Here is a 17,726-nt window from a genome sequence, read left to right as displayed (position 1 = left end):
TCTGCGGCTACCGGCCCGAGCCGGTCGGGCACCGGTGCAGTCAGGAGGCGAGCCGGTACCGGGCCAGCTCCTCGATGGAGATCTGGACGAACCCGTGGCGACGGGAGAAACGGCGCAGCCGGGCTCCCCGCAGCATCTCCCCCTGCCGATCAGCGATCTCGCAGATCACCGCCACCGGATCCAGTCCAGCCAGCACGGCCAGATCCACTGCCGCCTCGGTGTGCCCGGGGCGACGCACCACACCAGCGGGATCAGCGACGAGCGGGAACACGTGACCGGGACGGACCAGATCGGCCGGGCGAGCGCCCGGGCTCCGCAGGAGGGTGATGGTGGCGGCCCGGTCGGCTGCCGAGATGCCCGTGGTGATGCCCTCGGCGGCGTCGACCGACACCGTGAACGCCGTGCGCATCGACTCGGTGTTCACCGGCACCATCGCCGGCAGCTGGAGAAGGTCGGCCCGCTCGGCCGTCATGGGGACGCAGATGAGCCCGCGGCACTGGTCCATCATGAAGGCGACCACCTGGCGGGTGGCATGCTGCGCGGCGACGACGAGGTCACCCTCGTCCTCACGGCCTGGGTGGTCCGTCACGACGACCGGGCGTCCGGACGCGATGGCGGCAACCGCCTGCTCGACGTCCCCCGTGCTGTGCTGAACCGCCGTCACGCGCTCGCCACCAGGGCCCGCGCCGTCTCCGAGTCGGTGATCAGCACGTTGACCCACCTGCCCCGCATGGCACCGCGGATGGCCGCGACCTTGCGCAGGCCGCCCGCGACGGCGATCCGGCGCGGGATCGTCCGCAGCACGTCCGGCGTGATGCCGATGACGCGCTCGTCGAGCTCCGTAGCCACGAGCTGACCGTCCTCGTCGAAGAAGCGGAAGCAGACGTCACCGACGGCACCGGCTGCCCGGAGCGCCTCCTGGTCGGCCTCGGCGATGCTGTTCCCGCTCTCCCGCAGCAGCGGGGACGGCTCGAGCGCGCCGATGCCGACGAGTGCGACGGTGAGGTTCGGCCAGCGGGATGTGACCTGCAGCACCGCAGGGTCCGCCATGAGGCTCTCCCTGGCCAGGGGGCTGCCCAGGAGACCGGGGGCCGGCAGGAAGATCGGCGCGGCGCCCGTCGCGTGGGCGAGTGAGGTGAGCAGTCGCGTCGCGTCGAGCTGGACCCGCGGCTCTCCCACGCCGCCGACGAGCTGGACGACGTCGGACACCACGGGGGTGCTCGACGGCCGGAGCGCATCGACCGCGGCGATGAGCGAGGCGCTCCACGACGAGATGCCGACGTCGTCGCCGCCGATGAGGGTCGTCTCCAGGTAGACCGCTGCGGCACCGCCGAGCGCCCGGAGCAGGTCCGCATCGTCACCGGCGTCGACGACCACCGCCTCGGAGATGCCGTAGATCGCCTCGAGCTCGTCCTCCAGGTCCGTGTGGACCCCCTGAGGCACGTTCACGGTGGTTCGCACGACGCCGGTCTCGACAGCACGCTTGAGCAGCCGCGAGACCCGCGGCTGCGAGACGTGCAGCTCCGCGGCGATCTCAGCCTGGCGCATCCCACGCTCGTGGTACATGCGCGCCACCTTGGCCATCAGCCGGACCTGCTCGTCGCTCTGACCGAACCGGCGGGTCGACGCGCCGACAGCTCCACCGAAGGCCACAGCAGGTCTCCTCTCGGGGGTCCTAGTCAGGGCTGACGACCCATTCATGCCACAGCGATCCTAGAGGCCGCTCCGTCCGGACGCCGACGACTCCCTCCACCGCATCGCAGCTACCCCTTGACAGCGCCGGAGAAGGCACCTTGTACGAAGTACCGCTGGAACATCAGATAGACGATGAGGACGGGGACCGCCGACAGGATGATGAAGGCGTTGAGCGCGCCGTAGTCCGTCGCGTGCTGCGAGCTGAAGCCCTGGACGGCCAGCGGGATGGTCCAGTTGGACTGGCTCTGCAGGAGGGTCGTCGCCATCGCGTACTCGTTCCAGGTGGCGACGAAGTCGAGGATGAACAGCGCCGCGAGCGCCGGCCGCGCGAGCGGCAGGCAGATCTGCCAGTACACCCGGAAGGTCGAGGCGCCGTCGATCCGGGCCGACTCGTCGAGCTCGTCCGGGATGGCCTTGAAGAAGCCGTAGAGCATGAACACCTGGTACGGGATGCCGAACGCCAGGTAGGGCAGCAGCAGCCCGGCGCGCGAGTCCAGCAGGTCCAGCGAGAGCATCGTGTTGAACAGCGGGCCGAGGGCCACCTGGATGGGCACCATCGAGCCGACGGCGAACAGCCCCAGCACGAGCTTGGACCGGCGGAACCGCAGGCGGCCCAGCGCGAACGCCGTCGCCGAGGCGACCAGCAGGCCCAACGGCACCTTGACGAGCGCGATGAGCAGGCTGTTGCCCCCGGTGACCCACAGGTCGCCGGTCTGCACGGCGTCGGCGTAGTTCTGCCAGAGCCAGACCGTCGGCAGGTCCCAGGTCGACAGCTGGCTGACGTCGGCCTTGCTCTTCACCGAGGTGAGGAACATGAACACGAAGGGCGTCGCCCAGGCGATCGCCGAGATCGCCAGGGCGATCCACAGGCCGATGCCGACCCAGTCGCGCGGCCTGCGGGTCGCCGACGCCGTGCCCGTGGGCACGCGGGTGAGGGTTGCGGTGGCCATCAGCGGTCCTCTCCCTTGAGGGCCCAGGTGAGGTAGGGCACGACGAGGCACAGGGAGATGACGAGCAGCACTGTCGCGACGGCACCACCCTGGCCGAAGTTGTGGTTCGAGAACGACTGCGTGTACGACCACAGCGCCAGGACCTGGGTGGACTGCGCCGGGCCGCCGCCCGTCATGCCGACCACCAGGTCGAAGACCTTGAGCGAGCTGATGATCGTCAGGATCAGCACGACGACGAAGGTGGGCCGCAGGGCCGGCATCGTCACGTGGCGGAAGATCTGCGGGCCGCGCGCGCCGTCGAGCTTGGCGGCCTCGACGAGCTCGACCGGGACCTGCTGGAGCCCGGCGAGGAACAGCACCATGTTGAAACCCACGCCCTGCCAGATGGCGGCGACGAAGACCGAGTAGAGAGCGATGTCGGGATCCCCCAGCCACTGGCGGCTCCAGGACTCCAGGCCGACCGCCTCGAGCACCTGGTTGACCGTGCCGAGGGTGGGGTTGTAGATCCAGCGCCACATCGCCGCCACGGTGATCGAGGCGAAGACGGCGGGGATGTAGAAGACGGAGCGGAAGAGGTTGCGGCCGACCATCCGCCGGTTGAGGGCGAGCGCGAGCAGCAGGCTCAGCGTCATCGGGACGAGCAGGGACAGCACGACCCAGATGATCGAGTTGCGGAACGCGGCCCAGAAGACCGGGTCCGCGGTGAAGAGCCGGACGTAGTTGTCCGTCCCGACGAAGGTGGGCTCCTCGGTGCGGAAGCCGGACCACTCGAAGAACGACAGCCGGACCGAGTCGAGCATCGGGTAGACGAGGAAGAAGCCGTAGAGCAGGGCCGCCGGGGCGAGGTAGGGCACAGCGGCCAGGAAGCGGTTGCCGTGCCGCCGGTGGCGGCGGCTCCGCATCGCGTCCGTCGCGGCAGGCGAGGTGGTGGTCGACACGTTGTCCTCCAGGGATGGGCCGGGGTGCGGGGGTCGCGACGTGCAGCCCCCGCACCCGTGCGGCGCTAGCTCGCGTCGATGAACGCCTGGAACGCGGCCCCGGCGTCCTGCGGGGCGATGTCACCGGTCAGCACCGAGTTCTGGATCCGCCAGTACTCCGTGGTCTGGTCCAGCGCCAGGTTCTGGTCGTTGTTGATGTACAGGCCCGTGGCGCCGGAGAAGACCGGGACCCACAGCTCGTGCAGGGGGTTGTCGGTCTTCGGGGCGACCTCGTTGTTGACGGACATGGCCACCCACACGCCGACGACCTTCTCCTGGGTCGCCGTCGACGTGGCCGAGTCGAGGAACATCGCGGCCTCGTCCGGGTGTGCGCTCTCGGCGTTGATGTAGAAGCCCTCGCCGAAGCCGTACAGCCGGCCGGTGTCGGTCGGGAAGGTGAAGATCCCGACGTTCTCGGGGTCCATCCCGTTCTCGACCGCGTTGGAGTCGAACCACGTGCCCTCGAAGGCCATCGCGGCGTCACCGGTGTAGAAGAGCTGGCTGGAGTCGTCGTTGCTGATCCCCATGAAGCCCTCGTTGATGTACTTCTCGCCCCACGTCTTGAGCTCGGTGAACGCCTCGGTCACGCACTCCTCGGTGTCCCACCCGGTCTGGGTGGTGTTGAGGGCGTCGGCCGTGTCGCTGCCGCACGTCGTCTCGATGAGGGCGTCGAGCAGGCGCATGACGTGCCAGTTGACCGTGCCGCCGAACTGGATCGGCGTGGTGCCCGCCGCGACGAGCGCGTCCGCGGCTGCGACGAGGTCCTCGTAGCTTGCCGGGGGCTCGGTGATGCCGGCCTGCTCGAAGAGCGCCTTGTTGTAGTAGATCGCCTCACCCTGCATCGTCCAGGGGATGCCGTGGAACCCGCCGTACTGGGTGATGCCGGCCAGGCCCGCCTCCGTGAAGCGGTCCTCCCAGCCGTACTGCGCGTAGTAGTCCGTCAGGTCGAGGCTCATGCCGACGTCGACGAGCTCGCCGCCCAGGCCCGGGCCCTCCCAGTACCAGTAGACGTCCGGGCCGGCGTCCGTGCCGACGACCTGGCGCAGGGCCTCCTTGTGGGCGTCGACCGAGCGCTCCTCGAGTGTGATGGTGATCCCGGGGTTGGCGGCCTCGAAGTCGGCGATGACCGTCGCGATCGCCTCCGTCTGGGCGTCCTCCTGGGTGGGCATCCAGACCTTGAGGTCGACGCTCTCGCCGCCCTCGCCGTCCGTCGTGCCGCCGTCACCGCTGCCGCTGCCGCTGCAGCCGGCGAGCGCGACGAGCGCTGCTGCCGCGGCGGCCGCGACGGCCGATTGCCGTGTGAAACGCATCCTTGCCTCCATCGTGTCGTCACTCCTTCGTGGGTCGGACGTCGGTGCAACCCGCCTCTGGCGCGCGCGCCGGTGCGGGAACTGGGTCAGGCCTGGGCGCGCCACTGGGCGAAGGCCTCGAGCTTGCCGAACATGTCCTCGAACATCAGGCGCGTGTCGAGCCGCGTGTAGACGCGGATCGGACGACCGTCCGCGCGGGGCTCGGCATCGCCGTCGTCCGTGAGCCGGGGCGCGGGCACGACGACGTGGTCGCTCGAGGAGGTGTCCGGCTGGAAGTACGACTGCAGCGCCGTGAGCAGCACCAGCGGGGAGTCGCCCAGCGCGTAGGTCTCGGCGCGCAGCGCCCCCGAGGCCCGGACGAACCGGTCCACGCCACCGAGCGCGTCGTAGAGGAAGCGCCCCAGCGCCCCGCGCGTCGCGACCCGCCGACGCAGCTCGATGTCGGAGACCAGGCACTGGCGGTACATGTTCCGCGGCACCTGCCACAGCGGCAGGTCCGCGTCGTTGAAGAGCACCTGGCCGGCCACGACGTCGATGGCGAGGTTGTACTCGGGGTCGGTGACGCCGGGCGGCTCGGCGGCGAGCCCGGGGTGCTCCGGGCCGCCGATCCACACGACCGTCAGGCGGTCGGAGATCGCGGGCTCGAGCAGCCACGCGCTGGCCAGGTCCGTCAGCCCGCCGCCGCACACCACGTAGAGCGGGGTGTCGACATCGGCGCGCATCGCCTCGGCGATGATCGCGCGGGCCGCGGGGGTGTCCTGCGGGGTGGTCCGGTCCACCAGGGCGACGTCGGAGCCCTGGACGATCCGGTCCTCGGCGTCCAGGCCCATGACGGCGAACAGCTCGCGCAGTCGCGCCACGGCGTTCGCGGCGGTTGTCGGCCCGCCGTCGAACGGGTCGCCGGGACGCAGGTGCGAGCCGATGATCGCGCGGATGTCCACCGACGGGGACAGCACGTGGTGGACCACCTGGAAGAGGTCGTCGGGGTCCCCCGAGAAGTCGTTGTCGACGATCACCCGGCAGCGGGGGCCGGGGTGGGCGTCGTCGTCCGAGATCCAGGGCGTCCGGCCCAGGGTCCAGGTCGGCTGCGTCATGGCGGTCCTCTCCGTCGAGGCCACCCGGTTCGTCAGGACGGGTGGTGTGAATTTCCATTCGTCAATGAATGTGTGAGTAGGTTATCGATAACACATCAGCCGGTGCAAGCCCTCGACGGGCCTGTTCCGGCTACGATTCGGTCACGATCACCAGCCGCGAGCAACCGCGAGCAACCCTGTGCGGACGCGTGCGGACACGTGAGTGACACCTGCGACGGAGGCGGCGAGTGACCCGGTCCACGAATCCTTCCCCACGGACCCGGGCGAGCATGGCGGACGTCGGTCGCGTCGCCGAGGTCTCGGCGCAGACCGTCTCGCGGTTCTTCACCGGCTCGGGCTACGTCAGCGCACCCGCCCGCGAGCGGATCGAGGCCGCGGTCGCCGAGCTCGGCTACCGACCCAACCGCACCGCGCGCAGCCTGCGGAGCAGCCGCTCCGAGACGGTCGGTGTCCTGGCCATGGGCCAGTCGAACTACGGCCTGTGGTCGATCCTCGGTGGCCTCAGCCGGGCTGCCCGGGCCACCGGGTACTCGCTGCTCATCGCCCAGCTCGACATCGACACCGAGGACGCCGGCGCCCTGGCCGAGGTGCGCCATGCGCTCGACGGCTTCCTGTCCTCCCGGGTCGACGGGATCGTCGTGTCCACGCCGTTCCTCGGCACCGAGCACCTGCTCGACCGGATCTGGGACACCCTGCCCGTGGTCACCGTCTCGGGCCGTCCGTGGTCCGGCGCGGACGCCGCAACCGCCGACTCCTACGCGGCCGGCCTCCTCGCGACCCGCCACCTCACCGGGCTGGGCCACCGCCGGATCCTGCACCTGGCCGGGCCGGCCACCCGGATCGAGGCCGTCGACCGCAACCGCGGCTACCAGGACGCGCTGGCCGAGCACGGCGCCGAGCCGCTGCCCCTCGTGCGCGGCGACTGGTCGGCGGCGTCGGGCCACGCGGCGGGGCTCACGGTCGACCCCGACGCCTTCACGGCGGTCTTCGCGGGGAACGACCAGATGGCGCTCGGCTTCATGAGCGCGCTGCGCTCGCGCGGGTTCGCGGCGCCCGACGACTACTCGATCGTCGGGATCGACGACATGCCGGACGCGCGGTACTTCGCCCCCCCGCTGTCCTCCGTCTACCTCGACTTCACCGAGCTCGGGGCCACGGCCTTCGCGATGATCCACGAGCGGATCCGCACCGGCGAGCGCCTCGAACGGAGGATCGTCGAGCCCGTGCTCAGAGCCCGCGAGTCGACGGCGCCGATCGGCTGACGGCGTGGGTTCAGCGACCCAGGACCTCCCGCGCGGACGCGGCGACACCCTCCGCGCTGATGCCGAAGTGGTCGAGCAGCCACTCGACCGAGCCGGTGGGCGCGAAGGTGTCCGGGACGCCGACGAACCGCATCGGCACCGGCGCGTGACGCACGACCACCTCGGCGACCGCCCCGCCCAGACCCGAGGTCAGTGCCTCCTCGACCGTGACGATCGCGCCGGTCTCGCGGGCGGCCGCGATGACGGCCTCCTCGTCGAGCGGCTTGATGGTCGGCATCGACAGCACCCGGGCCGAGATGCCCGCCCCGGCCAGCAGGTCGGCGGCGTCCAGTGCCCGGACGACGACCGTGCCGGTGGCGACGATCGTCACGTCGGTGCCCTCGCGCAGCGTGACTGCCTTGCCCGGGACGAACTGGTAGCCCTCGGGGTTGACGTCCGGCACACCCATCCGGCTGATCCGCAGGTACACCGGTCCGTCGTGCGCCGCAGCCCACCGAACCGCCTGCGCCGTCTCGGCGGGGTCGGACGGGACCACCACGGTCAGGCCCGGGATCGCCCGCAGCCAGGCGAGGTCCTCGATGGAGTGGTGCGTCGGGCCGAGCTCCCCGTAGGCCATCCCCGGGCTCATCCCGCACAGGACCATGTGGTGCTGGGAGTAGGCGGCGTCGACCTTGATCTGCTCCATCGCACGGGCCGTGAGGAAGCACGCTGCCGCGGAGATGAAGGGGATCTTGCCACCGTTGGCCAGGCCGGCACCCACACCGACCATGTCCTGCTCGGCGATGCCGACGTTGATCAGGCGCGGCCCGTAGGCCGTGCCGAACGGGCCGAGCTTGCTCGAGCCGACGGAGTCGTTGACGACCGCGACGATCCGCGGATCGTCCGCGGCGAGCTCGAGGAGGGTCGCGACGAAGGCGTCGCGGCAGTCGTGCAGGGCCCGCTCCGTTGCGGGGACGGGTGCGGTGTCGGTGCTCACGGGGTCTCCAGCTCGATCAGCGCGGTGGCCACCTGCTCCGGCGACGGGACCTTGTGGTGCCAGGCGACGTCGTCGGACATGAAGGAGATCGGGTGACCCTTGAACGTGTGGGCGATGACGGCCGTCGGTCTGCCCGAGGCCGCCGGGACGGCGGCGAAGACATCGACCAGGGCGCCGTGGTCGTGCCCGTCGACCTCGACGACCTCCATGCCGAAGGCACGGAGCTTGTCGGCGAGCGGCTCGAGGTCGTTGGTGTCGGCGACCCGCGCGCCCTGCTGCAGGCGGTTGCGGTCCACGACGACGCAGAGGTTCGCCAGCCGGTGGTTGCCGGCCGTCATGAGGGCCTCCCAGTTCGAGCCCTCCTGGAGCTCGCCGTCGCCGACCACCACGACGGTGCGCCGCGGCGAGCCGTCGAGCGCCCCGCCGAACGCCGTGCCGACGGCGATCGGCAGCCCGTGACCGAGCGGCCCGGTGCTGGCCTCGACAGCCGCGATCTTGGTCCGCGCAGGGTGCCCGTTGAGCTGGGCGAGCGGCCGCATGAAGGTGCTCAGCTCCGCCGGCGGGATGAACCCGGCGATGGACAGCGTCGTGTAGAGGGCGGCGGCCGCATGCCCCTTGGAGAGGATGAGCCGGTCCCGCTCCGGGTCCGTCACCGTCTGCGGCGTGACGTCGAGCGCGTGCAGGTACAGGGTCACGAGGATGTCGATGACCGAGAACTCGCCGCCGATGTGCCCCAGGCCCGCGGCCCGGATCATCTGGATGTCGCGGCGGCGGACCTGCCGGGCCGCCTCGGCGAGGTGCGCGACGACGGCCTCGCGGCCGGCTGACGCGTCGATCCGACCCATCACGGGCAGCTCGTCCACCGGCAGGCCGGTCGGGTCGAGCGCGGGGACCAGGTCTTCCTCGACCGCGCTCACTCGCCCTCCCGCAGGCAGGAGAACAGGACGTCCTGGACGAGCTTCTGCGCACCCATCGCGTCCTGGCGTGCCTGGGCCGCGCGCAGGGCGTCGATGTCCAGCTCCTCCAGGGCGCGGTGGATGCCCTTGAGGAAGCGGATCGAGAGCTTGGCGGCCTCGACGGTGTTCTCGCGGAACGGGAACTGGTCGAGCTGCCAGATGCCCTCCCAGTTGTTGATCTTCAGCGTGTAGAAGAACTCGAAGACCTCGACCGGGTGCACGGTGCCGACGACCATGTCGTCGTCCCAGCTGCGCAGGTTGTCGTTGACGTCCATCGCCCACAGCAGGCCGTGGTCGATGAGCAGCTGGGCGGCCGCCGCCGGCGACTCGCCACCGAAGAGCGCGTGGCCGAAGTCCAGCAGCACGCCGACGTTGTCCACACCCATCGCCTTGATGCCGAGCGCAGTCTTGGCTGCCGAGTCCCAGAACATCTTGTTGCGCGGCTCGCGCGGCTTGTACTCGATGACGATCTTGATGTCGGGGTTCGCCAGCGCCAGCTCACGCATCCCGGAGACAGCGAGCTCCCACTGCGTGTGGTGGTCGACCTGGAACGGGTAGTCCCAGCCGTCCTGGCCCGGCCACACCTTGAGGTACCGGGCGCCGAGCGCGCGGACCACATCAGCGGCCTCGTTGAGCGCCTCGAGCGCCTCGGCCCGGACCGCAGCGTCAGGGTTGGTGAAGGCGCCCTTGCTGAAGCGGCGCATGTAGATCTCCGGCGTGACGCCGATCGCCTCGAGGCCGTTCTCCGCGAGCGCGGCCTTGACCTGCTCGACGGTCACTCCCTCGGTGAACGGGTAGGGCACGTCGACCACCGACAGGTCGCCGACCGCACCGGCCAGGGCGATCTGCTCGAGGGTCGTGACCGGCGGCGCGTAGCCGTCGGTGGCGTAGCGGTCGACGTAGCTCGCGAAGTGCCACAGGCCGGCACCGAAGCGGGGGTACTCAGACATTTCTATTCATCTCCGATCGTTGATGCACATGGTAGCAGGTCGAGCCGCGCCGACGCGGTCGGTCCCGGCCCGCGCCCCGTGGGGCACGGGCCGGGACCAGTGCTCAGTCCTCCAGCGCGAAGGTCGTGTAGCGGTCGACGTTGGAGGCGTCGATCAGGACGCAGTCGATCGACTGCTTCTCCGGCTGACCCGTCTCACCCGTGCGGATGTAGAGGTCGGCCTGCTGCACGGCGAGCTCGGCGATGTGCACGGCCGGCTGGAGGCCGGTCGCCAGCATCGTGCCGGCCTTGATCGCTTCAGCGGCGTCGGGGCTGCCGTCGAAGCCGGCGACGATGACCTGGCCGGTCAGTCCGGCGGCGGCCACCGCCGCGACGGCGCCGAGGGCCATCGTGTCGTTGCCCGCGATGATGCCCTGGACGTTCGGGTCCGCCTGGAGCAGCGTCTCGACCTTCGTGAAGGCCTCCTGCTGGTCCCAGTTGGCCGTCTCCTGCGCGACCATCTCCATGTCGGCGTACTGGTCGATCACCGCGTGGTAGGCGTCCGAGCGCACCGCGGCGTTGGTGTCGGTCTCACGACCGAGCAGCTCGATGTAGCGACCCTTGCCGTCCATCGCCTCGACGAAGGACTCGCCGACGAGGCCGGCGCCCTGGGAGTTGTTCGAGACGATCTGCGCCATCGCCACGCCGGACTCGTTGATCTCGCGGTCGATGAGGAACACCGGGATGCCGGCGTCAGCGGCCTTCTGCACGGCACCGACGGTCACGTCGGCACCCGCGTTGTCGAGGATGATCGCGACGGCGCCGTTGGAGATCGCCGCGTCGATGAGCTCGCTCTGCTTGTTCGGGTCGTCGTCGTGCGAGTCGGCCTGGGCCTCGTAGCCGAGCTCCTCGGCCATGGCCACGGCGGCGGCGGCCTCGGCCTTGAAGAACACGTTGGAGTGGGACGGTGTGATGACCGCGATGAGGCCACCGGCCTCGCCCGCAGCCTCGGCCTCGGGTGCGGCCGCCTCGGTCGTCGCCTCGGTCGTCTCCTCCGGCTCGGCCGTGCCGCCGGAACAGCCGGTCAGTGCCAGTGCCGAGATCGCGGCAACGAGTACCGCGCCCGTGCGGAATGTGCGTCGCATTCGGTCAACCTCCGTTGTTGTGATGAGACCCGCCGCCCGTCAGCGCGCGTCGGGATGTGCTGCCGCCAGCTCACGCTTGACGCTCTGCGCGGCGACGGCGGCCGCTCGAGCGTTCTTCAACCTCTGCTGACCCTGGTCGAGCATGACGGCCAGGACGATGACCAGGCCCTTGATCACGGTCTGCCAGAAGCTGGAGACCCCGACCATGACCAGGCCGTCCGAGAGGAAGCCGATGACGAACGCGCCGATGAGCGCGCCCTTGACCGTGCCGCGTCCGCCCGAGAGCGACGCACCGCCGATGACGACGGCCGCGATCGCATTGAGCTCGAACGTCGTGCCGGTCTGCGGTGCCGCGGACGTGAGCTCCGAGGCGATGATGAGACCCGCCATCGCGGCGCACACGCCCGAGATCATGTAGACGCGCATCTTCACCGAGCGGACCGGCACGCCTGCCAGCTGGGCCGCGCGCTCGTTGCCGCCCGTGGCGTAGAGCCAGCGGCCGAACGGGGTTCGCGTGACCACCACGGCGATGATCACGGCGAACAGGACCATGATCCAGATGGCCGTGGGGATGCCGAGCGGTCGGCCGGTCCCGAGGATCCGGAAGCCGGTGTTGCCGAGGGCCGCCTCCCCCTGCAGCTTCGGGAACGTCGCCCCGTCGGAGATGAGCAGGGCCGCGCCGCGCGCGACGTACATCGTGCCGAGGGTCGCGATGAAGGGTGCCACGTTGAACCGGGTGACCAGCAGCCCGTTGAGCAGCCCGACCACCCCGCCGACGGCGAGCGCGACCAGGATGACCACCCACACCGCCGGGTAGGCGGTCGCGTCGAACAGGGACAGCTCCCAGCCGCGCAGCATGACGCCCGCGACGATCCCGGACAGGCCGACGATCGAGCCGATCGACAGGTCGATCCCGCCGGTGACGATGACCAGCAGCATGCCCAGCGCGAGGATCGCGTTGTAGGCCACGTGCTTGGTCATGGTGATGAGGTTGGTCGGGGTGAGGAAGGCGTCCGACAGCAGCGAGAAGATGATCACCAGCACGATGAGCGCGACGAAGGCGCGCTGGTCGAGCAGGAACTCGCCGATGGTCCGCTGGTTCGCGGCGGGCGCCGCCAGCGTCGTCCGTGATGCCGTGGTCGTGGCCATGTTCAGTCCTCGTCCGTGGTCCGGGCGGCGGACGAGACGTCCGAGGCCGCCATGAGCTGTTCCCTGTCGGTCCGGCGCGGGTCGAGCACGGCCGCGACCTGGCCGCGCGCCATGACGACGATCCGGTCGGACGCGTGCAGCACCTCGCCGACCTCGGAGGTCGCGAAGAGCACCCCGGTCCCGGCCCGGGCCTGCGCCGCCATGAGCGCGAAGATGTCGGCCTTGGCGCCGACGTCGATCCCGCGGGTCGGCTCGTCGAGCACCAGGACACGGGGCTCGGTGAGCAGGGCCTTGCCGATGACGACCTTCTGCTGGTTGCCGCCGGACAACGAGCCGATCGGGGCGTCCTGGCCGGCCCCCTTGACGCGCACCTGGCGCGAGGTCTCGTCGACCGCCGCGCGCTCCTGACCGCGCCGGACGAACAGCCCGTTCGCGAACCGCGTCACGGCGGCCAGCGACATGTTGCGACCCACCGTCAGCGCCTGGACCAGGCCGTCGCGCTGGCGGTCCTCGGGCACCAGGACGAGCCCGGCACTGATCCGCTCCGGGATCGACGCCCGGGTCAGGTCGCGACCGTCGAGCACCACCGAGCCGCCGAGGACCGGGTTGCGGCCGGCGATGGCCTCGAGCATCTCGGTACGCCCTGCACCCATCAGCCCGTACAGCCCGACGACCTCACCGGCGTGGACCGTGAGGCTCACACCGCGCACGGCGAGGCGCTCGGGGCCGTCCGGGTCAGCGACGATGAGGTCGCGGATCTCGAGGATCGGCTCGCCCGGGTCGTGCGCCATCGGCGCGTACAGCGCACTCTCCTCGCGGCCGACCATCTGGGCGACGATCCACGCGAGGTCGACCTGCGCCATCGGGGCCTGCGCCACGACGTCGCCGTCGCGCAGGACGACCGCGCGGTCCGCGATCGCCAGGCACTCGTCGAGGTGGTGCGAGATGTAGATGATCGAGACGCCGCGCGCGGTGAGCTCGCGGATCACCCGGAACAGCACCTCGACCTCGACCGCCGAGAGCGCCGAGGTGGGCTCGTCCATGATGAGCACGCGCGCGTCCTCGCTCAGTGCGCGGGCGATCTCGACGAGCTGCTGCTGGCCCAGCCGCAGGTCGCCCACCAGCATGCCAGGATCGATCGGCTCCTCGAGGTGCGCCAGCAGCTCGGTGGCCGCGCGACGCTGGGCCGCGAAGTCCACGAACGCGCCACGGGTCTGCTCGCGGCCGACGAAGATGTTGTCGGCGATGGACAGGTTGGGGCAGAGGTTGAGCTCCTGGTGGATGATCGCGACCCCGTGCGCGACAGCCTCGGCCGGGGAGCGGAATGCCACCGGCCGCCCGTCCAGCTCGATGGTGCCCGTGGTCGGTGTCTCGACCCCGGCGAGGATCTTCATGAGGGTGGACTTGCCGGCGCCGTTCTCGCCGATGAGCGCCGTGACGTGACCGCGTGGGACGTCGAAGTCGACCCCGCGCAGCGCGTACGTACCGCCGTAGACCTTGGTCACGGCCCGCGCACGCATGACGACGTCCGCGGCCGCACCGGCCGGGGCGCCCACCTCGGGCGCGCTCACGGGGTGACCTCGACCTGCACGGGGACCACCGAGACGTGGTCGATGTCACCGCCGGTGTCCGAGACCCAGGTGAACGCGCCGACCACGGTGATCTCCTGACCGATCATCGACGCCAGGTCCAGCTCGGGGAAGACCGTCTCGACGACCTTCTTGTTGAGCTCGATCGCGACGTTCTGGTACTCGGTCTGGTTGACGAAGTCGCCGAACGACAGGTCGGCACCCGCGTCGCGGACGGCTGTGGACGAGCCGAGCGGCGGGATGGCCACGCCGAGGGTCAGCCCGGCCGGCAGCCCCGCGACGTCCAGGCCGACCTCGCCGAACTCACCCTCCGTGACGATGCCGGTCGCCTCGACGGCGAAGCTGTAGGGCTTGGTCGCGTCCTCACGGCTGCCGAACTCCTCGCCTGCGGCGTCGGGGTCGGCGACGATCGCCGTGAGCAGGTCGGCGGCCGGCTGCGCGGCGTCGACGATGGTCGGGACCACGACCGTGCCGTAGTTGAGCTCGGCGAACTCGACGGCGGTGTCGGCCGCGACGGCCTGGCTCCCGGTGGGGACGAACGTGGTGCTTGCGACGGCGGCGGCCAGCACCGCGACGGTCAGGACACCGCCGATCGCCCGGGGCCGTCGCCACATCGGCACGCGAGTGGGGGCCGTCGTCGTCATCGGTTTCCTCTCCTTCGAGGTAGCAGTCCGGGCCGGGCCCGGGTCCGTCGGTGCGGGTGCGCCGTGATCCGGGCAGCCGCAGTGTGGAGGTGGGTGGGTCTCACCCCGGCGCGCGGTGGGGCGGCACCTGTCCGCGCGATCGAGCGACTGCGCCCGCCCACGCATGGCGCCGGGCGGTCCGGTCGGCGGCCGCGAGCCGCGGCGCCACCGGGGTGCCGGGCACCGGGGCTGCGACCGGCAGGCCGAGGGTGCGCGCGGCCAGCGCCGCGGCGCCCAGCGCCGAGGCCTCGGGGGCGTCGGCGACCAGCACGGCGCGGCCCAGCAGGTCGGCCTGCAGACCCATGAGCACGTCCGAGGCTGTCGCACCGCCGTCGGCGTGCAGCACATCGATCCGCGCGGAGCCGTCCTGCTCGATCGCCTCGACGACGTCCGCGACCTGGTGCGCGACGGCCTCGAGGGCCGCCATGGCCAGGTGGCCGCGCGACGTCCCGCCCGTGACGCCACTGAGCAGCCCGATCGCCGAGCGGTCCCAGTAGGGGGCGCCGAGCCCGGAGAACGCGGGCACGAAGCAGACGCCTCCGGCGTCCGGCAACCCGCGGGCCAGCGCCGTGAGGTAGGCACCGCCCGAGGTGCCCTCGGGCACGCCGAGCGTCCGGGCCATCCAGTCCAGCGCCGAGCCGCTCGCGACGATGTTGCCCTCGCGGGCGTACGTGGGCGCGTCGGTCAGCCAGGCCAGCGTGGTGGCGATGCCCGCGGGGGCGGCGTCGGGAGTGGTGCACGGCGTCATGACGGACGAGCCCGTTCCGTAGGTCGCCTTGCCGGTGCCCGGCGCGGTGCATCCGTGGTGGTAGAGCGCGGCGTGCGAGTCGGCCAGCACGGCGACGACCGGCACTCCCGCCGGCACGGGGCCCTGTGCGCGGGTGGTGCCGAAGCCCGCGTCCGAGCGACGGACCTGGCCCAGCGCCGAGGCCGGGATGCCGAAGAGGTCGAGCAGGGCCTCGTGCCAGTCGAGCGAGCGCAGGTCGAGCAGGAGCGTGCGCGAGGCGTTGCCCGCCTCGACGAGGTGCTCCCCGGTCAGCCGGTGCACGAGCCAGGAGTCGACGGTGCCGAGGCAGACGTCCTGCGGTGCGGCGCCGCCCTCGATCGCGGCGTCGAGCAGCCAGCGCATCTTGGGCGCCGAGAACATCGGGTCGAGGGACAACCCCGTGCGGGCCCTGACCTCGTCGGCTGCGTGCGCGAGCCGTCCGCACGCCTCGGCGGTGCGCGCGTCCTGCCAGCCGAGCACGGGTCCGAGCGGCTCACCCGTGGTGCGGCTCCAGGCCACGACGGACTCGCGCTGGTTGGAGATCGACAGACCCACGGGCCGGGCGTCGGGCACCCGGGCCAGGCAGCTGCCGATGGCCTCGACTGTCGCGTCCCACAGCTGGGTGGCGTCCTGCTCGACCCAGCCCGGGGCCGGGAACGTGATCCCGACCGGGCGCGAGCCGGTGGACAGGACGGTCCCGGAGGCCGGGTCGACGAGCAGGGCCTTGGTGTTGGTGGTGCCCTGGTCGACGGTGAGCAGCAGCCCTGCGGCAGCGTGCTCCGTACCGGGTCCAGCGATCACCGTCGACCGTCCTTGAATATGCATTCTGACTTGAATGAACTGGGCTCACCGTAAGTAGACTGGCGCCGGATGTCAACCACCCCTGCCCGGTCGAAGGAGATCGCTGATGCGGTACGACGTCGTCGTCGTGGGGTCGATCAACGTCGACCTCGTGCTCACGGTCCCGCGCCACCCCCTGCCCGGCGAGACCCTGCTCGGGGGCTCGGGCGCACACTTCGCGGGGGGCAAAGGTGCCAACCAGGCGGTCGCCGCCGCTCGCCTGGGAGCCGTCACCGCCATGGTCGGCGCAGTCGGTGACGACGCGACGGCCGCCACCGCCCTGGCCGAGCTGCGGGCTGCCGACGTCGACCTGGCTGCGGTCGCGGTGCACCCCGGCCCCACCGGCCTGGCGGTCGTCACGCTGGCGGACGACGGCGAGAACACCATCGTGGTGGTGGCCGGCGCCAACGCCTCGGTGACCACCGAGCGGGTCGACGCCGCGGCCGGGACGATCGGCGCCGCGGCGGTGTGCGTGCTCCAGGCCGAGATCCCGCTCGACGCCGTGGCCCGGGCCGCCGAGGTCGCCGCCGCGGCGGGTGTGCGTGTGGTGCTCAACGTCGCGCCGGCCTGCACGCTGCCGCTGGCGACCCTGCGCCTGGCGGACCCGCTCGTCGTCAACGAGCACGAGCTCGCGATCGTCCTGACCGCCGTCGACCACGGCGCCGACCTCGCACCCCTGACGGGCGACCCCGACGCCCTGGGTGACGGCGCCCTGACCAGGGCCGCGCGGCTCCACGCGCTCGGCGTGCCCAGTGTGCTCGTCACGCTCGGTGCGGCGGGCGTCGTCGGCGTCGAGGCCGACGGGAGCTGGTCGGAGCCTGCGCGGACCGTCACCCCGCGGGACACGACCGGCGCGGGTGACGCGTTCGTCGGCGCGCTCGCCACCCACCTCGCGCGGGGTGCCACCCTGCGCGACGCCGCCGTCATCGCGACCCGCGTCGCGGCGTACTCGGTCCAACGCCTGGGTGCCCAGGCGTCCTACCCCTGGAAGGACGACCCTCTGCCATGAAGCGCACCGGGATCATCAACGCCCCGCTGTCCGGCCATCTGGCACGTCTGGGCCACACGGACCTCGTCGTCGTCGCCGACGCCGGGCTGCCGGTGCCGGCGCACGTGCCTGTGGTCGACCTCGCGATCGTCTTCGGCCTGCCCCGGTTCACCGACGTGCTCGACGCGCTGCTCGCCGAGATCGTCGTCGAGCACGCGTGGGTCTCGGCCCCGGCGGACGACTGGCCCGCCGGCGGCTGGGTCGACACGCGCCTGTCCGCCCCGGCGCAGCGGCTGCCGCACGACGAGCTCAAGGCGATGGTCGGCCGCTCCCAGCTGGTGATCCGCACGGGTGAGGACACCGCATACGCCAACGTCGTGCTGCGTTGCGGAGTGCCGTTCGCCGTGTGAACCCGGCG

Annotated in this window: 17 protein-coding genes; 3 read left to right on the top strand and 14 right to left on the bottom strand. The window is 71.4% G+C overall.

Annotated features, from left to right (window positions below):
• Nucleotides 1-40 precede the first annotated feature (40 nt).
• The 6 genes from ribB to K415_RS0112380 all read right to left on the bottom strand — a co-directional run bounded on the left by ribB (nt 41) and on the right by K415_RS0112380 (nt 6,026).
• Nucleotides 41-664: a 3,4-dihydroxy-2-butanone-4-phosphate synthase gene (gene ribB / locus K415_RS0112405; protein ID WP_051480567.1), complete on the bottom strand. Its 624-nt coding sequence runs from the start codon at nt 662-664 to the stop codon at nt 41-43.
• The gene (locus tag K415_RS0112400) at nt 661-1,653 is read right to left on the bottom strand and encodes a sugar-binding transcriptional regulator (RefSeq protein WP_024287363.1); all 993 of its coding nucleotides are present in this window, start codon (nt 1,651-1,653) and stop codon (nt 661-663) included. Before K415_RS0112400 ends, ribB begins: the two co-directional genes overlap by 4 nt.
• Nucleotides 1,654-1,763: 110 nt before the next feature.
• Nucleotides 1,764-2,645 (bottom strand): carbohydrate ABC transporter permease, encoded by an 882-nt coding sequence (locus K415_RS0112395; protein ID WP_024287362.1) that lies wholly within the window; start codon nt 2,643-2,645, stop codon nt 1,764-1,766.
• Nucleotides 2,645-3,583, bottom strand: coding sequence for a carbohydrate ABC transporter permease (locus tag K415_RS0112390; RefSeq protein WP_024287361.1), 939 nt, complete (start codon nt 3,581-3,583; stop codon nt 2,645-2,647). The genes K415_RS0112395 and K415_RS0112390 overlap by 1 nt, the downstream gene beginning before the upstream one ends.
• Nucleotides 3,584-3,648: 65 nt before the next feature.
• Nucleotides 3,649-4,932, bottom strand: a complete 1,284-nt coding sequence (locus K415_RS0112385) for an extracellular solute-binding protein (protein WP_024287360.1) — start codon at nt 4,930-4,932, stop codon at nt 3,649-3,651.
• A gap of 86 nt (nt 4,933-5,018) precedes the next feature.
• On the bottom strand, nt 5,019-6,026 hold the full coding sequence (locus K415_RS0112380; protein ID WP_024287359.1) for a nucleoside hydrolase: 1,008 nt from the start codon (nt 6,024-6,026) through the stop codon (nt 5,019-5,021).
• Between the two features lie 269 nt (nt 6,027-6,295).
• On the opposite strand from K415_RS0112380, the gene K415_RS0112375 reads away from it, so the two are divergent.
• Nucleotides 6,296-7,288, top strand: coding sequence for a LacI family DNA-binding transcriptional regulator (locus tag K415_RS0112375; protein WP_024287358.1), 993 nt, complete (start codon nt 6,296-6,298; stop codon nt 7,286-7,288).
• Nucleotides 7,289-7,298: 10 nt separating this feature from the next.
• Here the strand turns inward: K415_RS0112375 and K415_RS0112370 are convergent, their stop codons facing one another.
• From K415_RS0112370 to K415_RS0112335, 8 genes are all read right to left on the bottom strand, one after another.
• A complete protein-coding gene (locus tag K415_RS0112370; protein ID WP_024287357.1) occupies nt 7,299-8,264 on the bottom strand; it encodes a transketolase family protein in 966 nt (321 codons plus the stop codon).
• Nucleotides 8,261-9,181 (bottom strand): transketolase, encoded by a 921-nt coding sequence (locus tag K415_RS0112365; RefSeq protein WP_024287356.1) that lies wholly within the window; start codon nt 9,179-9,181, stop codon nt 8,261-8,263. Before K415_RS0112365 ends, K415_RS0112370 begins: the two co-directional genes overlap by 4 nt.
• Nucleotides 9,178-10,170, bottom strand: a complete 993-nt coding sequence (locus tag K415_RS0112360) for a sugar phosphate isomerase/epimerase (RefSeq protein WP_024287355.1) — start codon at nt 10,168-10,170, stop codon at nt 9,178-9,180. Before K415_RS0112360 ends, K415_RS0112365 begins: the two co-directional genes overlap by 4 nt.
• Before the next feature lie 103 nt (nt 10,171-10,273).
• Complete coding sequence (locus K415_RS0112355; protein WP_024287354.1) at nt 10,274-11,293, bottom strand: D-ribose ABC transporter substrate-binding protein; 1,020 nt, start codon at nt 11,291-11,293, stop codon at nt 10,274-10,276.
• 39 nt (nt 11,294-11,332) lie between these two features.
• The gene (locus tag K415_RS0112350) at nt 11,333-12,442 is read right to left on the bottom strand and encodes an ABC transporter permease (RefSeq protein WP_024287353.1); all 1,110 of its coding nucleotides are present in this window, start codon (nt 12,440-12,442) and stop codon (nt 11,333-11,335) included.
• Between the two features lie 2 nt (nt 12,443-12,444).
• The gene (locus K415_RS0112345) at nt 12,445-14,013 is read right to left on the bottom strand and encodes a sugar ABC transporter ATP-binding protein (protein ID WP_024287352.1); all 1,569 of its coding nucleotides are present in this window, start codon (nt 14,011-14,013) and stop codon (nt 12,445-12,447) included.
• Nucleotides 14,010-14,675 carry a DUF2291 family protein gene (locus tag K415_RS0112340; RefSeq protein ID WP_024287351.1) on the bottom strand — a complete coding sequence of 222 codons (666 nt, stop codon included), beginning with the start codon at nt 14,673-14,675 and terminating at the stop codon, nt 14,010-14,012. Before K415_RS0112340 ends, K415_RS0112345 begins: the two co-directional genes overlap by 4 nt.
• A gap of 100 nt (nt 14,676-14,775) precedes the next feature.
• Nucleotides 14,776-16,281 (bottom strand): FGGY family carbohydrate kinase, encoded by a 1,506-nt coding sequence (locus K415_RS0112335; RefSeq protein WP_024287350.1) that lies wholly within the window; start codon nt 16,279-16,281, stop codon nt 14,776-14,778.
• A gap of 106 nt (nt 16,282-16,387) precedes the next feature.
• Between K415_RS0112335 and K415_RS0112330 the strand changes: the two genes are divergently transcribed.
• Together K415_RS0112330 and rbsD are read left to right on the top strand one after the other, a co-directional pair.
• Entirely contained in the window at nt 16,388-17,329 is a 942-nt protein-coding gene (locus K415_RS0112330) for a ribokinase (protein ID WP_024287349.1), read from the top strand.
• Nucleotides 17,326-17,718: a D-ribose pyranase gene (gene rbsD, locus K415_RS0112325; RefSeq protein WP_024287348.1), complete on the top strand. Its 393-nt coding sequence runs from the start codon at nt 17,326-17,328 to the stop codon at nt 17,716-17,718. The genes K415_RS0112330 and rbsD overlap by 4 nt, the downstream gene beginning before the upstream one ends.
• Nucleotides 17,719-17,726 lie beyond the last annotated feature (8 nt).

Origin of the sequence: Cellulomonas sp. KRMCY2 (assembly GCF_000526515.1) — a bacterium.
Classification (GTDB): domain Bacteria; phylum Actinomycetota; class Actinomycetes; order Actinomycetales; family Cellulomonadaceae; genus Actinotalea.
The sequence above is the reverse complement of the archived record's forward strand: the minus strand, read 5'-3'. Positions and strand labels throughout refer to the sequence as shown.

Coding starts and splice junctions, on each gene's coding strand:
- K415_RS0112395 (WP_024287362.1), bottom strand. CDS start 2,645: ATGGCCACCGCAACCCTCACCCGCGTGCCCACGGGCACGGCGTCGGCG.
- K415_RS0112385 (WP_024287360.1), bottom strand. CDS start 4,932: ATGCGTTTCACACGGCAATCGGCCGTCGCGGCCGCCGCGGCAGCAGCG.
- K415_RS0112380 (WP_024287359.1), bottom strand. CDS start 6,026: ATGACGCAGCCGACCTGGACCCTGGGCCGGACGCCCTGGATCTCGGAC.
- K415_RS0112375 (WP_024287358.1), top strand. CDS start 6,296: ATGGCGGACGTCGGTCGCGTCGCCGAGGTCTCGGCGCAGACCGTCTCG.
- K415_RS0112360 (WP_024287355.1), bottom strand. CDS start 10,170: ATGTCTGAGTACCCCCGCTTCGGTGCCGGCCTGTGGCACTTCGCGAGC.
- K415_RS0112355 (WP_024287354.1), bottom strand. CDS start 11,293: ATGCGACGCACATTCCGCACGGGCGCGGTACTCGTTGCCGCGATCTCG.
- K415_RS0112350 (WP_024287353.1), bottom strand. CDS start 12,442: ATGGCCACGACCACGGCATCACGGACGACGCTGGCGGCGCCCGCCGCG.
- K415_RS0112340 (WP_024287351.1), bottom strand. CDS start 14,675: ATGACGACGACGGCCCCCACTCGCGTGCCGATGTGGCGACGGCCCCGG.
- K415_RS0112330 (WP_024287349.1), top strand. CDS start 16,388: ATGCGGTACGACGTCGTCGTCGTGGGGTCGATCAACGTCGACCTCGTG.
- rbsD (WP_024287348.1), top strand. CDS start 17,326: ATGAAGCGCACCGGGATCATCAACGCCCCGCTGTCCGGCCATCTGGCA.